This window comes from Kribbella sp. NBC_00662, from assembly GCF_041430295.1.
GTDB lineage: Bacteria > Actinomycetota > Actinomycetes > Propionibacteriales > Kribbellaceae > Kribbella.
Genome location: NZ_CP109029.1, coordinates 4,492,686 through 4,511,427 on the forward strand (window position 1 = coordinate 4,492,686; position 18,742 = coordinate 4,511,427).

Sequence of the window (18,742 nt, forward strand, 5' to 3'; positions counted from 1 at the left end):
GTCGTGACGATCGATGGGCTGGGCGACACCTTCGGTGCGGGGGTGGATCGGGCCGCGCCCGATGTCTCGTTCGAAGAGCTGGTCGCGATGATGCCGGAGGCGTTGCGGGAGGTGTTCCCGCCGTACCGCTGGCAGTTGGCGAAGCTGTGGGAGCTCGACCTGAAGGTCGAGCCGGTCGAGATCGCCGACCTGGTCTGGATGTTCGACCTGCCGCTGTGGCAGTTGGACGGCGAACGGTTCCGGGTCACGCCGAACCAGGTCGCGGAGACGCCGATGAACTTCCGTGCCCACTACCAGCGGGTGATGGACGCGGACCTCGACTTCCCGATCAACCTGGTCGCGTACCGCGGCCGGCTCGTCGTGCTGGATGGCGTACACCGGCTGGCCAAAGCGCATTTCCTGCGCCGCCGCTGGATCGAGGCCACCATCGCGACCGCGACCCAGCTGCAGTCCTGCGCTGTTTGACAGGATGGGCGCCATGACCAGCATGGACAGTGCGGACAGCGTGGAGCGTGAGGTGTACGTCGAGGCCCGCCCGGAGGTGGTCTGGGCCGCGGTGACGCAACCCGACGGCCTCGCTCGGTGGTACGCGTTCGGCGGTGCGGAGATCGACCTGCGGCCGGGTGGACGGCTGGTGCTGCGCTGGGACGAACACGGCGAATTCCTCGGCTTCGTCGAGAAGGTCGAACCGGGCCGCCGCTTCGCCTACCGGTACGCCGTCGCGCCGGGCGTCGAGCCCGCGCCGGGTAACGCGAACCTGGTCGAATTCACCCTGACTCCTGAGGGTGAAGGCACGCGCCTGCTTGTCGTCGAGTCCGGCTTCGACCGACTGGATTCGCCGGCCGAGGCGAACGCCGAGCAGTCTGCGCAGGCGTGGGACAACTCGCTGAGCCTGCTCGCCGAGTCGGCCGCCACGCTCTGAGTGTGCATTGGTGATGCGTCACCATTAGGATGGCTGCTATGATAGCCGACAACGACGATTACGCACCGAGCCCCACCGGTTGGGTCCGCGACCAGGTCGAGAAGGTCGTCGCCGCTGGCACGACGGCCGCCGTCGACATCAAGGGTATGCGAGTGGTGCTGCTGACCATGCGCGGCGCCAAGTCCGGCAAGATCCGGAAGGTCCCGCTGATGCGGGTCGAGCACAACGGCGTGTACGCCGCGGTCGCTTCGCTCGGCGGCGCCCCGAAAAACCCCGTCTGGTACTACAACTTGAAGGCCGACCCGAAGCTCACGCTCCAGGACGGTGACGTCACCAAGGAGTACGTCGCCCGCGAGATCGACGGCGCGGAGTACGACGAGTGGTGGCCGCGCGCGGTCGAGGCGTACCCGCCGTATGCCGAGTACCAGACCAAGACCACCCGCAAGATCCCGCTGTTCCTGCTGGACCCGGTCGACTAAGTCCTTGCAAAGATCTCGCTCCGGATGACGGTCGGTGATCGGAGCGGGACCAGGCTTGTGAGACGCTGGCGACGGCCGGGTTCACCTCGACCCGGCCCGGCGCGCTGCGTCGATTGAGTTCTGGGAGTCGTCCTGACCACACACGACGCGGTGCAGGAACCGTTCGTCGGGTCGACGCGGTTGCGTCTGGCCGGACTTGCACTGCATGCCTATACCGCGAGCGGAACGGTGCTCGCGTTGCTGATCGTGATCGCCGCCATCGACGGCGACGCGGTCCGCGCCCTCTGGCTCGGACTGGCGACCCTGGTGATCGACGGTACCGACGGAATGCTCGCGCGCCGGCTGCGGGTGAAGGAAACCATCCCGTGGTTCGACGGCGCGATGCTCGACAACATCGTCGACTACCTCACCTACGCGTTCGCCCCGATCGTCCTGCTCTGGACCGGCGGCTACCTGCCGGCCGGCACCTGGGGTGCGATCCTCGGCGCGCTGCCGTTGCTTGCCTCCAGCTACCAGTTCTGCCGGGTCGACGCGAAGACCGAGGACCACTTCTTCCTCGGCTTCCCCAGCTACTGGAACGTGGTCGCGTTCTACGTCGTGGTGCTCAGCCTGAGCCCGCTCACCACCGGCATCATCCTGGTCGTCTGCTCGATCCTGGTCTTCATCCCGGTGAAGTACGTTTACCCGTCGCGGACGAAGGCGTTCCGCACGGTGAACCTGCTGACGACCGCGATCTGGCTGGCGTCGTACGCCGTACTCCTCGCGCAGATGCCGAACCCGAACGCGATCGTGGTCGCGGTCTCGCTGTCGTACCTGGTCTACTACGGCGTGCTCAGTCTGTATCTCACCTGGCGTCGTAGGGCTGTCGCGTAGATGGTTCTCGGTCTCGGCGCGGCTCTGGGGGCCGCGGTGCTGTTCGGTGTCGGTGCGATCATGCAGGCGGTCGGTTCACGGAAGGTGCCGACGGAGTCGGAGCTGAATCCGCGACGGTTCGGTGGCTTCGTGGTCGCGCTGCTCAAGCAGCCCGCGTTCCTCGGCGCACTCGCGCTGAACCTGGCCGGCTTCGGGCTGCACTTCGTCGCGTTGCGGCTGCTGCCGCTGTACCTGGCGCAGGCCGGTATCGCGGTCAGCCTGGTCGTCACCGCGTTGCTCGCCACCCGGCTGATGTCGGACCAGCTCAGCGCCCTCGAGTGGTCGGCGGTGGCCGCGGTTTGCGTCGGCCTCGGCGTACTCGCGGTCTCGGCCGGAGATGCCGGCGCGAACGTGCAGCATCACGGCCTCACGATCGGCATCGTCGTCGGCCTCATCACGATCGCGGTACTCGGCGGCGCCGCCAGCCGATCACAGCACGGTGTGTCCACCGCACTACTCGGAATGCTGGCCGGTCTCGGGTACGCCGGTGTCGCCATCTCCGCTCGTCTGCTCCAGGACGGCTCGATCTCGCAGCTGTTCCACAGCCCCACGCTCTACACGCTCCCGATCAGTGGAGCGCTCGCTTTCATCCTGTACTCGTTGGCTCTCCAGCGCGGTTCGGTGACGTTGGCAACCACGCCGATGATCGCCCTGCAGACCATCACTCCGGCCGCCGTCGGCGTCTTCGTCCTCGACGACGCGGTCCGCGCCGGTTGGTGGCCCGCGGCGATCATCGGCTTCGCCCTGTCCGCGGCGGGCTCCGTGATCCTGGTCCGCTTCGAGTCGGTCAAGCACTGAGGTCAGCGCGACGGCCACTTCCACGGTGGTTCGTCGAGCGGACCTTGGCCGTCGATGGTGGTGGCGCCGCGGTCCTTGACCAGCTCGATGGTGTGCAGGTCGGAGGACAGCGCCTGCAGCGAGGAGATGAAGGGGCGCGAGTGGGTGACGACGATGACCTGCGCGTCCTTGGCCGCGGTGACCACGAGGTTCGCCAGGGCCGGCAGGAGGTCGGGGTGCAGGCTGGTCTCGGGTTCGTTGAGGACCAGGAGTTCTGGTGGTCTCGGCGTCAGCAGGGCGGCGACCCACAGGAGGTATCTCAGCGTGCCGTCGGACAGTTCTGCGCCGGAGAGCGGTCGCAGCAGACCGTGCTGGCGGAACGCGACCTCGAAGCGGCCGTCGGTGTTCACGACCTCGACGCGGCTGCCGGGGAAGCCCAGCTCGATCGCCTCGTCGAGCGCGCCGTGCGGGCCGAGCTCGCGGATCGTCTGCAGCGCGGCCGCGACGTCCCCGCCGTCGGGCGACAGCACAGGCGTTCGCGTCCCGATCTGCACCCGCCGGGCAGGGGCGTCCGCGTCGGTCCGGAAGTGGTCGTAGAAGCGCCACCCGCGTAGCCGATCTCGCACCAGCATGAGCTCCGGCGCGCGTTCAGGATCCGCGAATTCGCTCAGCATGCTGTCGAACGTCTGCAGCTGATGACCCGCGCGCTCCCACTCGCCGCCGGACGAACGGATCCGAGCCTCGCTGTTGCTGCGGTCGACGAGCAGCGCGGCCGGTCTGAGGAACGGCCCCGCCCACAACGCTTCCCGCTTGATCTCGGGATCCAGATTGAACTCGGAGTGAATCGGCACGGGCAGGCCGAGGTCCATCAGATAGCCGTAGTCGTCACCCGCGAACCCCATCCGCAACGTCACCGGCCCGGTCCTGACGGTGCCCTGGACCGGTCGGTCCTTGCGGACCTGTTCCGGCCCGGCCCACAGCGTCGACTGCAATCCGCCCTCGCGCGCCAGGGCCGCGATGGCTCCGTTGCGCGAGGCATCGGCAAGCAACCGGAGCGCCCGGTACAGGCTGGACTTGCCCGTCCCGTTCGCTCCGGTCACCACGTTCAGCCCGCCCAGCGGCATGACGATCCGCCGCAGGGACCGGTAGTTCTCCACCGCCAGCGTCGTCAGCATGCGCCCAACGTACTGGGGGTCACCGACAGCACCAGGCAGTACTACGGCAGCCGGCGCCAGCGGACCGCGTCGGCGATGACGAAGCCGTCGGCGTCGTCGCTCAGCTCGACGTAGCTCTCCAGGCCGGCGTCGAAGGTGAACGTGCCGAGCGACACCCACTCACCGGTCCGCGGATCGGGTACGCCGCGGACGCGCTGATCGACCGTCACCGTCGTCGTACCGGACGCATGGTGGACGACGTACTTCGCGTTGGAAGCGCGGTTCGGATCGGCGGTGTACGACGTGAGGACCTCGTACTGACCGGTGCCGGGGATGGCGGGACGGAAACGGGCCAGGTTGGCGCCGGTGCCCTTGGCGTGGCTGAGGTAGTTGAACCCGTAGTACCCGAGGATGCCGCGTGCGCTGGCCCACGTCCCGACGGTCTCGAAGCCGAGCCCGCCGTTGTCGACGGTCACCTCTTCCCGGACGTCCGGTATCGCCGGCGCCTTGACGAGGGTCAGCTGCTCGAGAGCCACCGCCGTACCTCCGCCTCGCCCTGCGCCCGCGAGGGTGAAGCGGATGGAGTGCCGGCCTGCTGTGAGCTGACGCCGGTCGAGCAGCACCATGTCGTAGCCCTCGCCGCGGAACGACGTCAGGTCGAGCGCACTGACCCGTGGAGCGTCCCCGTCGACAGTCACCGTGACCAGTCCGCCGTCGGCCGAGCGGTAATAGCGCAGCCAGAGCTCGTACGTGTCGTCGCGGTCCACGTGGATCGACTGGTCGACGTACGCGCCGGCAGCACCGGCTGGGAGCCGCGGGTAGTTCATCGGGTACGACGACGTGGACAGACCCGGCCCCGTGGCCAGACTGTCGCGTCCTTGGGTCAGCCACTCCAGATTGAAGCGGGCGACCGCCACCCGGCGCGGACTGCTGTCGATGTCGCCGTCGCAGCCGTACAGCAGGACGATCGTGCCGTCGGACAGGCGAGCGAGGTCGGAGTAGTACCCGCGGAGCTGGCTGATCGATCGGCTGTAGCGGAACGACTTGCCCTCGTCGTAGCTGACCGCGACCGTCATGTTCCAGCGCATGGGGGAGTCCGGCCGGCTGAGCAGCACCCGGTTGGCCTGGTCCGTGTACCTGAGGAAGCCCATGTCGCAGCCGTTGAACAGACCCACGCTGAAGTCCATCACCGCCCGCGACCAGCTCAGACCGTCGTCGGTGCTGATGGCGAAGTCCCGCGGCCAGTCGTTGCCGGAGCCGGGCCGGCTGTTCATCACGATCGACCCGTCCGCACGTTGCAGCAGTCTGGCCTCGCCGACCGTCGGCAGACCAGTTCCGAGTGGTACTTCACCACCGGCCTTCCAGGTGCGGCCGTGGTCGTCGCTGTAGATCGTGGAGGCGCCGTAGTTGCGGTCTGCCGTCGGTACGCCGGTGATGATCGTCCGGTGCGACACGGTGAGCAGCAGACGGCCGGACTGCAGCTGGATGCCGTGGCCGGGGCCAGGACCGTGCATCTCCCAGTTGAACGGGAAGCTGTCGAACAAGCCGTCCAGACTGTGCCGTTCGCTCCACGTAGCGCCGTTGTCGGTGCTGGAGCGGTAGTGCACGATGCCGGTGTCTGAGGAGCAGCTGGTGTTCTCCGGCAGTCGCGCGCAGAGGTTGTAGAACAGGAACACTTCACCGGTGTGGCCGTCGGCAACGAATGTCGGGTTGGCCCAGCTCTCGCCGTTGACCGACGCCTCGACCGTCTGCGTGGGCAGCCAGGTCTGTCCGCGGTCCGTGCTGCGCCGGATGAGCAGATCGTGCGGTCCCGCGTCACACACCTCGTGCCGGCCCTCGGTGCACGCGATCAGCGTGTCGTTGCGCGTCGCAATCAATCCGTAGACGAAGTAGCTGGCCAGCGGGTCGACGGTGTTGTCCCACAACGTCGTCTCACCGAAGACCGGCGCCGCCGGCTGATGGCGTCCGTGACCACCACCACGATGCGGTCCGGCGGCGTTGGCGGACGTCGGCAGCGCGGCTGCGGCAGCTCCGGCGGCGATCCCGAGATTCAACGTACGACGACTGATCGGCATCCCACTCTCCTCACGACGGGTGCCAGGACCGTACTAGCTCAGTTCCTTCGACCGCTAGACGCTAATAGGTATTATCTCGCATCTTTTGCCAGCCGTGTCACAACCGGCGGCGCTGTCTCGTCTCGGGGGCGACAAAGGAGCGTGAATGCGGATGCGAGTATTCGTAGCGGGTGGCAGTGGCGTCCTTGGCCGGCGGCTGGTGCCGCAACTGGTCGCCCGTGGGCACGAGGTGACAGCGACCACGACGACCACGGCGAAGCTGGACCTGATCAAGGCGGCAGGCGCCGAGGCCGTCGTCATGGACGGCCTCGACGGAGCTTCGGTCGGCGAGGCGGTCGCGCTGGCGAAGCCGGACGTGATCGTGCATCAGATGACCGCGATCTCGATGGCCCACGCGGGCAAGCCCGACATCAAGCACCCGGATCGCTGGTTCGCGAAGACGAACCGGCTGCGGACCGAGGGCACCGATCACCTGCTCGCCGCGGCCGAGGCGGTCGGCGTGCCGCACTTCGTGGCGCAGGGATATGCGAGCTGGAACGGCATCCGCGAAGGCGGCTGGGTGAAGACCGAGCAGGATCCGCTCGACCTGCTCGACGGAACAGCGGCGTACGTCGGCCTGAAGGCGCTGAGCCGGATCGAGGATCTGGTCCTCGGGATCGGCGGCGCCGTCCTGCGGTACGGCGCGTTCTACGGACCCGGCGCCATCGACGACCAGGTGGAGCTGGTGCGCAAACGCCAGTACCCGCTGGTCGGAAAGGGAACTGGTTACAGTTCTTGGGTGCATCTCGACGACGCGGCGAGCGCGACCGTGCTGGCTGTCGAGCAGCGGGTCCACGGTGTCTTCAACATCGTCGACGACGATCCGGCGCCGGCCAGTGAGTGGCTGCCGTATCTGGCGGAGTGCGCCGGTGCGAAGCCGCCGATGCGTGTCCCGCTGTGGCTCGCGCGGCGGCTGGCGGGGGACCAGGCGGTGGTGATGATGACCGAGGGACGGGGTTTCTCCAACGCGAAGGCCAAGAAGGAGCTCGGCTGGGAGCTGCGGTACCCGTCCTGGCGGCTTGGGTTCAAGGCCGAGCTGGCGGGGTCCTGATGCCGGATCGCGACGAGGAGTTCGAGGAACTGCGGCCGCTGCTGTTCTCGATCGCCTACCGGATCCTCGGCAGCGTCAGCGAGGCCGAGGACGCCGTCCAGGACACCTGGCTGCGGTACGCCGGTTCGCCGACCCGGCCCGCGTCGGCGAAGGCGTTCCTGTCGGCTGTCGTCACCCGCGTCTCGGTCGACGTACTGCGGTCCGCCCGACATCGCCGCGAGGCGTATCTCGGGCCGTGGCTCCCCGAACCGCTGCTGTCCGACCCGTACCAGGACCCGGAGCGGGCGGCCGAACTCGCCGACTCGGTGTCGACGGCGGCGCTGCTCCTGCTCGAACGGCTGTCGCCGTTGGAGCGCGCGGCCTTCGTGCTGCGCGAGGTGTTCGGCTTCGGGTTCGCGGAGGTCGCCGCATCGTTGGGCCGGTCGGAGGCCGCGTGCCGTCAGCTGGCGGCCAGGGCGCGCCGGCACATGGACGACGGCCGGCGGAGGTTCGAGGCGGACCGGCGTGAGTGCGACGAGCTGGCGGTCCGGTTCTTCGACGCGTTCAAGGAGGGCGCCGTCGACGACCTGCTGCAGTTCCTGGCTGCGGACGTGCAGATGGTCGGCGATGCGGGTGGCAAGGCGCCGCAGTGGGGTCGCGGCCTGATCGTCGGCGCACGCAACGTGGCCGGCATGCTCGCCGCGCTCGCGGAGCCGTTCGCGCGGATCGGAGGCGTCGTCGAGCCGCACGAGGTGAACGGCCAGCCGGGTGCGATCTTCCGCGACGCCGCCGGCCGGGTGGTCAACACCTGGACCCTCGACATTGCCGACGGCCAGATCGTCGCGATCCGCGCGGTGGTCAACCCGGACAAGCTCCGGCACGTCGGCCCGGTCGCCGATGCCTGGGCCGTCGTCCGCGAGACCACCGAGGCGCGGAAAACAGATGCGGGCGCGTGAGGGGAACCCCCACGCGCCCGCACTGAGCTGAAGCCTCCGCTCAGGCCAGGGAGTCCTCCCAGGCCTGGTGCAGCCCGGCGTAGTGGCCGTCACGGGTGATGAGGTCGTCGGGTGCGCCGTCCTCGATGATGCGCCCGTATTCCAGCACCAGCACCCGGTCCGCGGTCTCGACGGTGGACAACCGGTGGGCGATCACGATCGCCGTACGGTCGGCCAGGATCGTCCTCAGCGCCCGCTGGATCAGTCGCTCGCTGGGGATGTCCAGGCTGGACGTCGCCTCGTCCAGGATCAGTACGGCGGGGTTGGCCAGGAACGCCCGCGCGAACGCGACCAGCTGGCGCTGACCGGCCGACAACCGGGATCCGCGCTTCTCCACCGCGGTCTCGTAGCCGTCCGGCAACGCGATGATGAAGTCGTGCGCGCCGATCACCTTCGCGGCCTCGACGACCTCCTCCATCGTCGCGTCGGGCTTGCCGAAGCGGATGTTGTCGGCGACCGAGCCGGTGAACAGGAAGTTCTCCTGGGTCACCATGACCACCCGCTCGCGCAGGTCGTCCTCGGACAGGTCGCGCAGGTCCACACCGTCGAGCAGCAGGTGCCCGCCGGTCGGGTCGTAGAACCGTGCGACCAGCTTGGCGATCGTGGTCTTGCCGGCGCCCGTCGTACCGACCAGGGCCAGCGTCTGACCGGCCGGCACGTCCAGCTGCAGACCGGGCAGCACAGGTACGCCGTCGACGTACTCGAACCGCACGTTCCGCAGCTCCAGGTGGCCGCGCGCCTTGCCGGGCTTGGCCGGCTCGATCGGCTCCGGAACGTCCGGGGTCTCGTTCAGCACGCCGGACAGCTTCTCCAGCGCCGCCGACGCGGACAGGAACGTGTTGTAGAACTGCGTGATGTCCTGCAGCGGCTCGAAGAACTGCCGCAGGTAGAGCAGGAACGCCGTCAGTACGCCGACCGTCACGTGCCCGTGGTAGGCCTGGTAACCGCCGTACGCCAGGATCGCGACGATCGTGATGTTGCCGACGCCCTTGATCGCCGGCATGAACACCGCGTTCAGGCGGAACGACTCGAGGTTCGCCTTCCGGTAGCGGTCGTTGACCCCGTGGAAGATCTCCTCGTTGCGCGGCTCCCGGCGGAAGGCCTGGACCGCGCGGATGCCGGTCATCGACTCGACGAAGTGCACGATGACCAGGACGACGGCCTCACGGGTCTGCCGGTAGACCACTGCCGACCGCTTCCGGAACCACGCCGTCAGGACCAGCAGCGCCGGGAACGACAGCAGTGCGAGCAGACCGAGCTTGACGTCCAGCGTGAGCAGGATGATCGACGTACCGACCAGGGTCAGGACGGCGGTCACCAGGCTGTCGAACCCGCTGGCCAGCATCTCGTCGATGACCTGTACGTCGGAGGTCAGCCGGGAGATCACCCGGCCCGAGGTGAACCGGTCGTGGAACGCCGGGCTGAGCCGCTGGAAGTGGTCGAACACCCGCTTGCGCAGGCCGAGCAGGATCGTCTGACCGAGCCGCCCGGACCGCATCAGGAAGATCTGCCGCGCCCACGCCTGCAGCAACGCCGCCGCGAACACCGCGATCACGATCGTGATCAGCTGTTGCGAACCCTTGCCCGCCAGGATCGGCGGGATGCCGTTGTCGATCCCGAGGTGGACCAGGTACGGCACCGCGAGCCGGGCGCCGTTCTCGACGATCACGATCGCGACCAGCAGCCAGATCAGCTTCCGGTACGGCCGGAGCAGCTCCCCGAGCAGCTTGCGGGAGTCCTCCTTCAGCCGGATGGTCGTCGCCCGGGAGATCTCCCGGTCCGGATCCTCCTCGAACAGGCCCCGCCAGCTCTGCTCCTCCGGCGGCTTCTGCTCTCGTTCCTTCGCTGGAGGAGGTGTTTGCTGGGTCGTCGTCATGCGTGCACCTCCTCTTCTTCGGCTGCCAGCAGGTGCCGGTACTCCGGCACCGTCGCCAGCAGTTCTTGATGGGTTCCGACGTGGGTGACGGTGCCGCCCTGGAGCAGGGCGACCTTGTCGGCCAGCATCACGGTCGACGCGCGGTGCGCCACCACGATGCCGGTGGTGTCGGCGAGCACGTTCTGCAGCGCCTCCTCCACCAGAGCCTCGGTGTGGACGTCGAGCGCCGACAGCGTGTCGTCCAGGACCAGTACGGCCGGCTTGGCGAGCACTGCACGGGCCAGTGCGAGCCGCTGCCGCTGTCCACCCGACAGCGACATGCCCTGCTCACCGACGCGGGTCTCCAGCCCCCACGGCAGGTCGTTGGCGAACTGCGCCTGTGCCACCTCCAGCGCCTGCTGTACGTCGGCGTCGCTGGCGTCCGGGCGGCCGAGCGTCAGGTTCTCCCGGACGCTCATCGAGAACAGCGTCGGGTCGTCGAACGCGGAGGCGACCGCGGTCCGCAGCGACTTCAGGGTCAGGTCCCGGATGTCGTGCCCGTCGATGGTGATCCGTCCGGCGGTCACGTCGTACAGCCGGGGGACCAGTGCGGTCAGAGTGGTCTTGCCGGACCCGGTGGCGCCGACCAGTGCGAGCGTCGTGCCAGGGGTCAGGTCGAGGTTGATGTCGTGGAGGACCTCGGCGGAGTCGTCGGAGAACCGGAACCCGACGTGCTCGAACCGGAGGTGGCCGCGCGGGTTGGTGAGCTCGTCCGGACCGGACTTGATCACCGAGTAGGTGTCCAGGATCTCGCTGATCCGGTCCGCCGCGGTCATCGACTCCTGTGCCATCGCCAGGATCGCGCCGAGCGAGGTGACCGGCCAGACCAGGGACAGCATCAGCGTGATGAACGCGACCAGGGTGCCGAGGGTGATCGCCTGCCGGCCGGCCGCGAGCGCGCCGAGCAGCAACACGATGACCAGGGTCAGGTTCGGGATGACGCCGAGGAAGCTCCAGAACCTCGACGCGAGCCGGACCTTCTCGACCTCGGTGTCGTACAGCGTGGTCGCCTCGTCGTCGAACTGGCGCTGGACGTGCGGCCGGCGGCCGAAGGCCTTGATCACCCGGAAGCCGAGCGCGGACTCCTCGATCCGGGTGGCCAGGTCACCCTGCTGGTCCTGGACCTTGCGGGAGATCCGCAGGTACTTCTTCTCGAACTTCAGCGACACCATGACAACCGGTACGGCGGCCACCAGGACCACGAGACCGAGCGGCCAGTACAACTGCAGCAGCAGGATCGTGACGACGACCAGTTGCAGGATGTTCATCACCAGGAACAGCAGGCCGAAGCCCATGAACCGGCGGATCGTGGACAGGTCGGTGGTGACCCGGGACAGCAGTTGACCGCTCTGCCACCGGGTGTGGAACTCCATCGGCAGCGACTGCAGCCGGACATACAGGTCGTGCCGGAGTGTCGCCTCCAAATCACTCACCGTTCGGGATTGCGCCCAACGGCGCATCCACACCAAGATGACCTCGGCGATGCTGAGCCCGAGGGCCAGCAGCGCGAGCGGGACCAGCATGCTCAGCTCGTGACGGGTGACCGGTCCGTCGATGATGGACCGGGTGACCAGTGGGACGGTGAGGCTGACTCCGACGCCGAGCATGGCGGTGGAGAACATCACCGCGAGGCGCCAGCGGTGTGGCTTCAGGTAAGGACGCAGTCGCCACAGGTTGCGGCTGCGTTCGGGGACACGGGTGGTAGGGGCAGCGATCGACGGCGCTTTGACAGCGTGCTCTGACGGCATCTGGACGGGCGCACTTCCCATCTACTTCGGTTCACAAGGGGTTTGGGCGACCTGAAAACGGCGCACTTTCCAGTATCGCCCAGTAGGTAAGCGCTTGTCCCGCCAATTCCATTCCCGCCGGATGAAACGCAATAACCCACCCAGGACCCACGCGGGAGCCCTGTCCGGACCTATCACGATCCGCAATCAGTACTACGCCAGCGATCGCCCGGCCGGTTCCTGTTCGGGCAGTTGCCGCAGTCCGCGGAGCGGCGAGAGGAAGGCGGCCAGCAGCCCCGCGAGCATGCCGGCGGTGGCGATCAGCAGCGTCGGGCGGATGTGGATCGCGGTGGCCAGGACGCCGGACAGGGCCGCGCCGGCCGTCTGGCCGCCGATGACGAGCGTGCGCCAGGAGGCGGTGACCTGACCCAGGAGGTGGTCGGGGGCCAGTGCCTGACGCAGCGTGCGCTGCGGCACGCCGAACAGCGACATCCCCAGGCCGGCGAGGACCTGGCCGAGGAGGATGAGCGGCGTACGACCCGTGAAGAGCAGGACGCCGTTGAGCGAGGCCAGGAAGACGCCGGACAGGTACGAGCGGCCGAGGCCGACCCGCCGGCACCAGGGACCGGCCACAACGGTCCCGGCGACCGCAGCAGCGCCGAACGCGGTCAGCGTGAGTCCGACGAAGGCGGGGGACCGGTGCAGCTCCCGGATCAGGAACAGCACGATCAGTGGCCCCTGCATAGCTCCGGCCATGGCCGCAATGCCCGCGGAGATGACCAACGGCCTGAGCATCGGGTGACCGAAGAGCACGCGCAGTCCTGCTGACAGGCGTACTTCGGACCGTGGTGGCGGGGGCACGCGGTCCGGTTCGCGGATGAGGTACGACGCGACCGCGGACACGACGTACGACGCGGCGTCGATGACGATCGCGAACGGTGCTGTCAGCACCTGTACGAGGAACCCGGCGGCGGACGGTCCGAGGGTCGAGGCGAGATTCAGGTTCAGCAGGGCGGCGCTGTTGGCCCGCATCAGGTCCTCACGTGGCACCAGCAACGGGATCATCGTCTGGGACGCGGTGTCGGACAGCAGCGTGAGCACCCCGGTCAGTACGGCGACGACGTACAGCTGCTCGATCCGCAGTACGTCCATGGCCGCGGCAATCGGCACGGAGCCGAGCAGGAGCAGCCGTCCGATGTCCGTCCAGATGAGGACGCGCCGCCGTGACCACCTGTCCACCCAGACACCGGCCGGCAGGCCGAACACCAGATGCGGCGCGATCGAGATGGCCGACAGCGCACCCATCTCTACGGCCGATGCCTGCAGGGTCACGACTGCTACCAGCGGCAGCGCGACAGTGGTGACTGCGCTGCCGGACGCTGACACGAGCTGTCCGATCCACAGCTTCCTGAATTCACCCGTCACGACCCACGCCATACCTGTGAACCTGTCACCCAGGAGAGTCATGCGACTACGCCTGTTCGCCGCCAGCAGAGCTTGTTCACTCCACGCGAAACACAGGACCCTTTGCAGTGAAGGGCAGCGAGGCACCACGGGGGATCAGCCAGGCGTGCTCGCGTCGTACCCGGACGACGTCGCACTGGCCGTCGGTGATGAGCAGGATCGGGCCTTCGGCGGGGAAGTCCTTCGCCCGCTCGAGCAGGTCGACACCGGGCTGCAGCACCGTCCCGCCGCGACCGCGGACCTGTACCCGGCCGGCGATGTCGTCCACGGGCACATAACCGGCGTCGTACGCCGCCGCGTCGCAGTACACGACCCGCGCGGCCGGTACGTCGCGAGCCCGCGAGTACGACGCGATCGCGCCGAGCGCCTTGCCCAGCAGCTCACGGTCCATCGATCCGGACGTGTCGAGCACCACGCCGTACGTCGGGAGGCGGTCGAGCTCGACCGGGCGGATCCAGCCGGGGCGCGGGATGTCCGGCGTACCGGACTGGCGTCGGGACGCGCGGGCGTACGTGCGGGTCTTCGCGACGGCCGGGACGTGCTCCTCGAACCAGCGGGCCAGCTGTGCGTCCCAGGCCAGAGGTGGGTGGTCCAGTGCGCGGATCTCCTCGACCAGTCCAGCGGGCAGCGTGCCGCGGGCGGAGTCGTGGTACGCCAGCCCGGTGGTGAGCGCCCGGCGGTAGATGTCGTCCAGACCGGCGCCACGTGCGGCCTCGCCTGCGTGCGGCAGCGGGTGGCCGAGTACGTCGCCCAGTCCGACGCCGCGGAGCGTCGCCAGCTTCCGATAGCGACGCAGGTCGGTGGTGATGCGGTCGTAGACCTCCTCGACGGACATGCCCTTGAGGACCGGGTCGTGCAGCGCGCCGTCCGGCATGCTGCCGACGCCCATCTCCAGCAGCCAGCCGTTGATCACCAGATCGGCGGCGACGTTCCACAGGTACGGGTCACGGCCGCCGACCCGCTCACCGTGGCGGAGGGCGGCGTGCAGCATCTCGTGGGCCATGACGAACCGCCACTCGCTCGACGTCAGGCTGGTGAGTGGATTGACGTAGATCTCGCCGACGGCGGCGTTCACGGCCGCCACGCGGATGTCCCAGCCGCGGGCGAGCTCCGCCTCGGCCACGATCGTCATACTCGACGCGATCGCACCGAGCAGCGGGTACGAGGAGACGAACCAGCCGAGTGCCAGGTCCCACTTGTCCCGTCCGCCACGGCCCGCGCTCAGCGAAGAGCGTGCGCCGCCGGCGACCTCGACGGCCGCTGCAGCCGCGGCGGACAGTCCGGCGGCGAAGAGCTCGCCCCATTCGGGCGGCTTGCCCCATCCATTCCACCGGGCGGTCTCGACGTCGGACTGGTGGCCTGCCACACCGAGACCGTCGTACTCCGCCGGCACGCCTTCACGCCGCCAGAGACGTGCCAGCGCGTCCTCCTCCATTGCCGGGAAGGTCGTCGGCAGTTCCACGACCGGCGTACCGAGTTTGAGCGACTGGAGGTAGCGGTTGACGGCGACGTCGTACGCGGCGCAGGCGGGCTGGTCAGGCTCCGGCCGGTCGCGGTCCGCGTGGCCGAGGCCGAGGTGGATGAGCAGGTGCGCGAAGACCCACGTCCACTCGTCCGGGGTCGCTCGGCGGGTCCGGTGTGTGCGGATCCGGCCGTTCGAGTCGATGATCGCCCAGGCGGCGGCCGGACAGTCGTCGTCACGGATCGGGCTGTGCGCCCAATCGGCCATCGGAGCGAACAGCGGGTGCTGTACGACGGTTGTCCAGCCGGCCTGGATCGCCTCCCACGCCGGGTCCCGCTGCTTCTTGCGTTTAGGCACGTGCCGCCACCAGCCGCGGCAGGTCGCGGCTGACCTCGACCAGGAACCACGTCGGCAGCACCGGACGGCCGTCGTCGTCGGACGCGATCACCAGCTGGGCGATCTCGAGCGAGATCTCTGCCAGCTCCACCAGCAGCGCCTTGCCCCGGTGCGCGAGCTGACGGGCCGCGGGGTTGGCGGAGGCCTTGTCCGCAGCGAGCTCCTTGATCAGCCGGGCGCGGAAGGTCTCGGCGAGGAAGTACAGCAGGTCACGGTCCTCGGGAGCCGACGGCCAGCCGGTCTCGCCCTTGAGCACGGCGTCCAGCCCGAAGGCGTGGCGGACCGTCTTCACGTACGCGCGGAACGTGGAGGCGTGCGTGGCGGACAAGGTGCCGAAGGCAAGTACCCGCAGCGTCTCGTCGGCCACCTCATCGCCGTACGAATGCAGGGCGTCCGAGAGCATGTGCCAGCTGCGCGGGGTGGAGAAGGGCTCCTCGGTCTTCGGCGGCGCGGTCCACAAGTGGTCGGGACGGTTGCGCAGGTACTCGAGTACCCACGGGTGGATGCCCGCCGTACCCGCCCACTGCAGCCAGTCGCTCGCGGAGGCCCGCAGGTGGACGTGGACGAGCCGGTTGACCAGTGCGCTCGCCATCGGACGGGCGAGCGCGTTGTCGGTGGCCCGGTTGCCGGCGCCGATCACGACGGACCCCTCCGGCAATTCGTACTCACCGATCCTGCGGTCCAGGATCAGCGAGTAGAACGCCTTCTGGACCTCGGCGGACGAGGCGTTGAGCTCGTCGAGGAACAGGCAGTACGGCTCGTCCCGGGCGATCGCCACCGGCGGTGCGAACCGGCTGCGGCCGTCGACGATCTGCGGTACGCCGATGAGGTCTTCCGGCGCGAGCTGCGTCCCCAGGAGCGTCACGCACTCCAGACCGAGCGATTCCGCGAACGCCCGCACCAGACTGCTCTTCCCGATCCCCGGTGCACCCCAAAGGAAGACCGGGCGTACCACTGCGACGTGCAGCAGTACTTCGGGCAGTTCTGCCGCCGATACCGTGATTCCTGCCTGCATTCATTCCTTTCGTGGCTGCCGTCCTTGGTCAGCCCTCCAGGATCCTCTTGGAGTCACGGTGTGTCACTCTGTTTTCCAGGGTGCTTCCGTTACCGGTGGTTACTGACTAGGGTGCGGCCCGTTGTCTTCGGAGTACTGGGGGGTCTCTCGTGGTGAGCTTTCGGGTCAAGGCGGCGGCTGTGTGCGCCGTCGTACTGCTGCCGTTGTCGGCGTCGCAGGTGATGGCTGCCGACCCGCCACCGCACCTGGGGGCGGGGGTGCTGGTTCCGGGGCGGTCCGCGGTCGACGTCGGGATGTCCGGCGCCCGCGTGGTCGTGTCGAACCCGGTCTACGAGACCAGCAACAACGGGACCACCTGGACCGCGTCCGGCGGCACGAACGTCGGCAAGCCGCTGCAGGTGGAGGGCTCTGCGCTCCTGACATTCGACGGCGGTACTGCGAAGGTCGGCGGGCTCACGTTCCCGGCAGCGGACGAGGTGGTGCTCGGGAAGGGCGGCAAGCTCGTCTCGCACCGCACGCCGGCCGGAGCGACCGCAGAGGTGTACGACGTTGCTACGAAGACGAAGCTGGCCGACTACGCGCCGCCGTTCGCCATGTCCGGCGACACTGTGTGGAAGGTGACCTCGCCGGGGCAGCTGGACGGCAAGAACCTGACTACCGGTGACGTGAAGACGATTCTGGTCGCCAGTGCGTGCACGGTCGGCCCGGACGACGTGAGCGGCCGGTGGGCTGTGCTGAGCGGCTGCAACCAGGTGGTCGACGTTGCCGGACCGCAGCCGCCGCGGAATCTGTCTGTGGCGGCGGACTCCCAGCTGGGTAACGGTTTCGCGGTGCAGTCGTCCGGGTCCGATCTGCTGGTCACCGACCTCAACGATCCGGCTCTCGGGCAGCGCCGGTACGGGCCGATCCGCACGGCCGGTCCCAGCTTCCGAGCCGACGGCTCCGGTCTGGCAAAGATCGTGTACGCCGACTCCGACGGCAACCCGCGCGTGATCACGCTGAGCTGGCTGACCCCGGACCCGCAGCAGCGCCCGGACACGGTTGCGCCCGTACTGACCAGTGCGTCGGCCGGTGACCGCGTCCGTGACAACACCAGCCTGTCGTTCGACTGGGCCTTCAACGACCCGCAGGACCCGAATTCGCCCGCGAGCGGCGTGCTGAGCTACGACCTGCGGATCCAGCAGCGTCCCAACCGCACCTCGCCCTACGGCGCCTGGAACCTGGTGCCTGCCTGGCAGGGTCTGAAGACGACCGCAGCGAGTCTGACCGTCCCCATCGGCACAGACACGTGCTGGTCGGTCCGCGCCCGCGACTACGCGGGCAACGTGAGCGCCTGGAGCGCGTCGTACTGCAGCGAGGTCGACGGCACCGCCCCGTCCCTGGTTACCTGGCGCATCGGCGACCGCGTACAACTGTCCGGGACCGCGACGGTCCGCTGGGCCTACAAGGACGACACCGACATCGCGTCGTACGACGTCGTCTACAAGACCGCCGCCCCCGGCGTCGCCTTCGGCAAGTGGATCTACCCGGCCACCTGGCAGAACACCCGCATCACGTCGATCACCTGGTCCCCTCGCCTCGGCTGGGACGAGTGCTTCATGGTCCGCTCCCGCGACTACCTGGGCAACCTCTCCGCCTGGACCCCCCAGATCTGCTCGGTAGCACCCCAGGACGACCGCGCCTTCACCTCAGCCGGCACCGTCACCCGCTCCACAAGCACGCTGGCCTTCCTCGGCACCACCACAATCCTCAAAGCCAACGGCGCCTACCTCACCAAGCCCACCGAAGCCGCCCAACGCATAGCCGTAACCGCCCTCCACGGCCCCGGCCAAGGCCGCGTAGACGTCTACCACGCCAACATCAAAATCGGCACAATCTCCCTGGCCGCCACCACCACAACCCGCGTAACGACCTACCTCCCGACAACCGTCTTCCGCACAGGCGCCGTAAAACTCATCTCCACCAGCACCGCCCCCGCCTCAATAGACGCAGTCGCCTTCCTCCGCGCCCCATAAACCCGACCCAAGCGGCCGAGCGACCTGCAAACCCGCCCCAAGCAGCCGAGCGACCCGCAAACCCGACCCAAGCAGCCGAGCGACCCGCAAACCCGACCCAAGCGGCCGAGTGACCCGCAAACCCGACCCAGGCGGCCGAGCGAAGCGAAGGCAAGAGGGGGTGCGGGTGGCGGAGCCCCCGCCTGCGCCGAGCGGAGCGAAGGCGCACAAAAGGAGGGCGAGCCCCGCCTGCGCTTTCCGCAGGCATGGCTCGCCGCTCGCCCGAGCGGGTGACGAGAATCGAACTCGCGTAGCTAGTTTGGAAGACTAGGGCTCTACCATTGAGCTACACCCGCGGTGCTCGGACATGATTCCACACGGACCCG

15 protein-coding genes and 1 tRNA gene are annotated in these 18,742 nt (G+C 68.5%); 8 read left to right on the forward strand and 8 right to left on the reverse strand.

Annotation, left to right across the window (positions count from 1 at the left end; translation table 11 throughout):
* The first annotated feature begins 3 nt into the window (after positions 1 to 3).
* The 5 genes from OHA10_RS22620 (at position 4) to OHA10_RS22640 (ending at position 3,111) form a co-directional block, all read left to right on the forward strand.
* Positions 4 to 465, forward strand: coding sequence for a hypothetical protein (locus OHA10_RS22620; RefSeq protein WP_371400754.1), 462 nt, complete (start codon positions 4 to 6; stop codon positions 463 to 465).
* A 13-nt stretch (positions 466 to 478) separates the two neighbouring features.
* Positions 479 to 922 carry an SRPBCC domain-containing protein gene (locus OHA10_RS22625; protein WP_371400755.1) on the forward strand — a complete coding sequence of 148 codons (444 nt, stop codon included), beginning with the start codon at positions 479 to 481 and terminating at the stop codon, positions 920 to 922.
* A gap of 38 nt (positions 923 to 960) precedes the next feature.
* Complete coding sequence (locus OHA10_RS22630; RefSeq protein ID WP_371400756.1) at positions 961 to 1,401, forward strand: nitroreductase family deazaflavin-dependent oxidoreductase; 441 nt, start codon at positions 961 to 963, stop codon at positions 1,399 to 1,401.
* 150 nt (positions 1,402 to 1,551) lie between these two features.
* Positions 1,552 to 2,274: a phosphatidylcholine/phosphatidylserine synthase gene (locus OHA10_RS22635; RefSeq protein ID WP_371400757.1), complete on the forward strand. Its 723-nt coding sequence runs from the start codon at positions 1,552 to 1,554 to the stop codon at positions 2,272 to 2,274.
* The gene (locus OHA10_RS22640; protein WP_371400758.1) at positions 2,275 to 3,111 is read left to right on the forward strand and encodes a hypothetical protein; all 837 of its coding nucleotides are present in this window, start codon (positions 2,275 to 2,277) and stop codon (positions 3,109 to 3,111) included.
* Positions 3,112 to 3,113: 2 nt separating this feature from the next.
* On the opposite strand, the gene OHA10_RS22645 is transcribed toward OHA10_RS22640, so the two are convergent.
* Both OHA10_RS22645 and OHA10_RS22650 read right to left on the reverse strand, forming a co-directional pair.
* A complete protein-coding gene (locus tag OHA10_RS22645) occupies positions 3,114 to 4,265 on the reverse strand; it encodes an AAA family ATPase (RefSeq protein WP_371400759.1) in 1,152 nt (383 codons plus the stop codon).
* Between the two features lie 41 nt (positions 4,266 to 4,306).
* Positions 4,307 to 6,319, reverse strand: coding sequence for an exo-alpha-sialidase (locus OHA10_RS22650; protein ID WP_371400760.1), 2,013 nt, complete (start codon positions 6,317 to 6,319; stop codon positions 4,307 to 4,309).
* A 151-nt stretch (positions 6,320 to 6,470) separates the two neighbouring features.
* Between OHA10_RS22650 and OHA10_RS22655 the strand changes: the two genes are divergently transcribed.
* Together OHA10_RS22655 and OHA10_RS22660 are read left to right on the forward strand one after the other, a co-directional pair.
* Positions 6,471 to 7,409 carry an NAD-dependent epimerase/dehydratase family protein gene (locus OHA10_RS22655; RefSeq protein ID WP_371400761.1) on the forward strand — a complete coding sequence of 313 codons (939 nt, stop codon included), beginning with the start codon at positions 6,471 to 6,473 and terminating at the stop codon, positions 7,407 to 7,409.
* On the forward strand, positions 7,409 to 8,344 hold the full coding sequence (locus OHA10_RS22660) for an RNA polymerase sigma-70 factor (RefSeq protein ID WP_371400762.1): 936 nt from the start codon (positions 7,409 to 7,411) through the stop codon (positions 8,342 to 8,344). Before OHA10_RS22655 ends, OHA10_RS22660 begins: the two co-directional genes overlap by 1 nt.
* Before the next feature lie 40 nt (positions 8,345 to 8,384).
* Here the strand turns inward: OHA10_RS22660 and OHA10_RS22665 are convergent, their stop codons facing one another.
* From OHA10_RS22665 to OHA10_RS22685, 5 genes are all read right to left on the reverse strand, one after another.
* Complete coding sequence (locus OHA10_RS22665) at positions 8,385 to 10,259, reverse strand: ABC transporter ATP-binding protein (RefSeq protein WP_371400763.1); 1,875 nt, start codon at positions 10,257 to 10,259, stop codon at positions 8,385 to 8,387.
* Positions 10,256 to 12,046 carry an ABC transporter ATP-binding protein gene (locus OHA10_RS22670; RefSeq protein WP_371400764.1) on the reverse strand — a complete coding sequence of 597 codons (1,791 nt, stop codon included), beginning with the start codon at positions 12,044 to 12,046 and terminating at the stop codon, positions 10,256 to 10,258. The genes OHA10_RS22665 and OHA10_RS22670 overlap by 4 nt, the downstream gene beginning before the upstream one ends.
* A 192-nt stretch (positions 12,047 to 12,238) precedes the next feature.
* Positions 12,239 to 13,462, reverse strand: a complete 1,224-nt coding sequence (locus OHA10_RS22675; RefSeq protein ID WP_371400765.1) for an MFS transporter — start codon at positions 13,460 to 13,462, stop codon at positions 12,239 to 12,241.
* A gap of 64 nt (positions 13,463 to 13,526) precedes the next feature.
* Positions 13,527 to 15,308 carry a hypothetical protein gene (locus tag OHA10_RS22680; protein WP_371400766.1) on the reverse strand — a complete coding sequence of 594 codons (1,782 nt, stop codon included), beginning with the start codon at positions 15,306 to 15,308 and terminating at the stop codon, positions 13,527 to 13,529.
* On the reverse strand, positions 15,301 to 16,362 hold the full coding sequence (locus OHA10_RS22685; protein ID WP_371400767.1) for an ATP-binding protein: 1,062 nt from the start codon (positions 16,360 to 16,362) through the stop codon (positions 15,301 to 15,303). Before OHA10_RS22685 ends, OHA10_RS22680 begins: the two co-directional genes overlap by 8 nt.
* 152 nt (positions 16,363 to 16,514) lie before the next feature.
* Here OHA10_RS22685 and OHA10_RS22690 point away from each other — a divergent pair, with 152 nt between their 5' ends.
* A complete protein-coding gene (locus OHA10_RS22690; protein WP_371400768.1) occupies positions 16,515 to 18,377 on the forward strand; it encodes a hypothetical protein in 1,863 nt (620 codons plus the stop codon).
* A 264-nt stretch (positions 18,378 to 18,641) separates the two neighbouring features.
* On the opposite strand, the gene OHA10_RS22695 is transcribed toward OHA10_RS22690, so the two are convergent.
* Positions 18,642 to 18,712: transfer RNA gene (locus tag OHA10_RS22695), tRNA-Gly, on the reverse strand.
* Between the last annotated feature and the right edge of the window lie 30 nt (positions 18,713 to 18,742).

Bases quoted from the DNA above. Each gene is read 5' to 3' on its own strand.
- OHA10_RS22625 (WP_371400755.1), top strand. From the start codon at position 479: ATGACCAGCATGGACAGTGCGGACAGCGTGGAGCGTGAGGTGTACGTC.
- OHA10_RS22630 (WP_371400756.1), top strand. From the start codon at position 961: ATGATAGCCGACAACGACGATTACGCACCGAGCCCCACCGGTTGGGTC.
- OHA10_RS22640 (WP_371400758.1), top strand. From the start codon at position 2,275: ATGGTTCTCGGTCTCGGCGCGGCTCTGGGGGCCGCGGTGCTGTTCGGT.
- OHA10_RS22645 (WP_371400759.1), bottom strand. From the start codon at position 4,265: ATGCTGACGACGCTGGCGGTGGAGAACTACCGGTCCCTGCGGCGGATC.
- OHA10_RS22650 (WP_371400760.1), bottom strand. From the start codon at position 6,319: ATGCCGATCAGTCGTCGTACGTTGAATCTCGGGATCGCCGCCGGAGCT.
- OHA10_RS22655 (WP_371400761.1), top strand. From the start codon at position 6,471: ATGCGAGTATTCGTAGCGGGTGGCAGTGGCGTCCTTGGCCGGCGGCTG.
- OHA10_RS22660 (WP_371400762.1), top strand. From the start codon at position 7,409: ATGCCGGATCGCGACGAGGAGTTCGAGGAACTGCGGCCGCTGCTGTTC.
- OHA10_RS22665 (WP_371400763.1), bottom strand. From the start codon at position 10,259: ATGACGACGACCCAGCAAACACCTCCTCCAGCGAAGGAACGAGAGCAG.
- OHA10_RS22670 (WP_371400764.1), bottom strand. From the start codon at position 12,046: ATGCCGTCAGAGCACGCTGTCAAAGCGCCGTCGATCGCTGCCCCTACC.
- OHA10_RS22675 (WP_371400765.1), bottom strand. From the start codon at position 13,462: ATGGCGTGGGTCGTGACGGGTGAATTCAGGAAGCTGTGGATCGGACAG.
- OHA10_RS22685 (WP_371400767.1), bottom strand. From the start codon at position 16,362: ATGCAGGCAGGAATCACGGTATCGGCGGCAGAACTGCCCGAAGTACTG.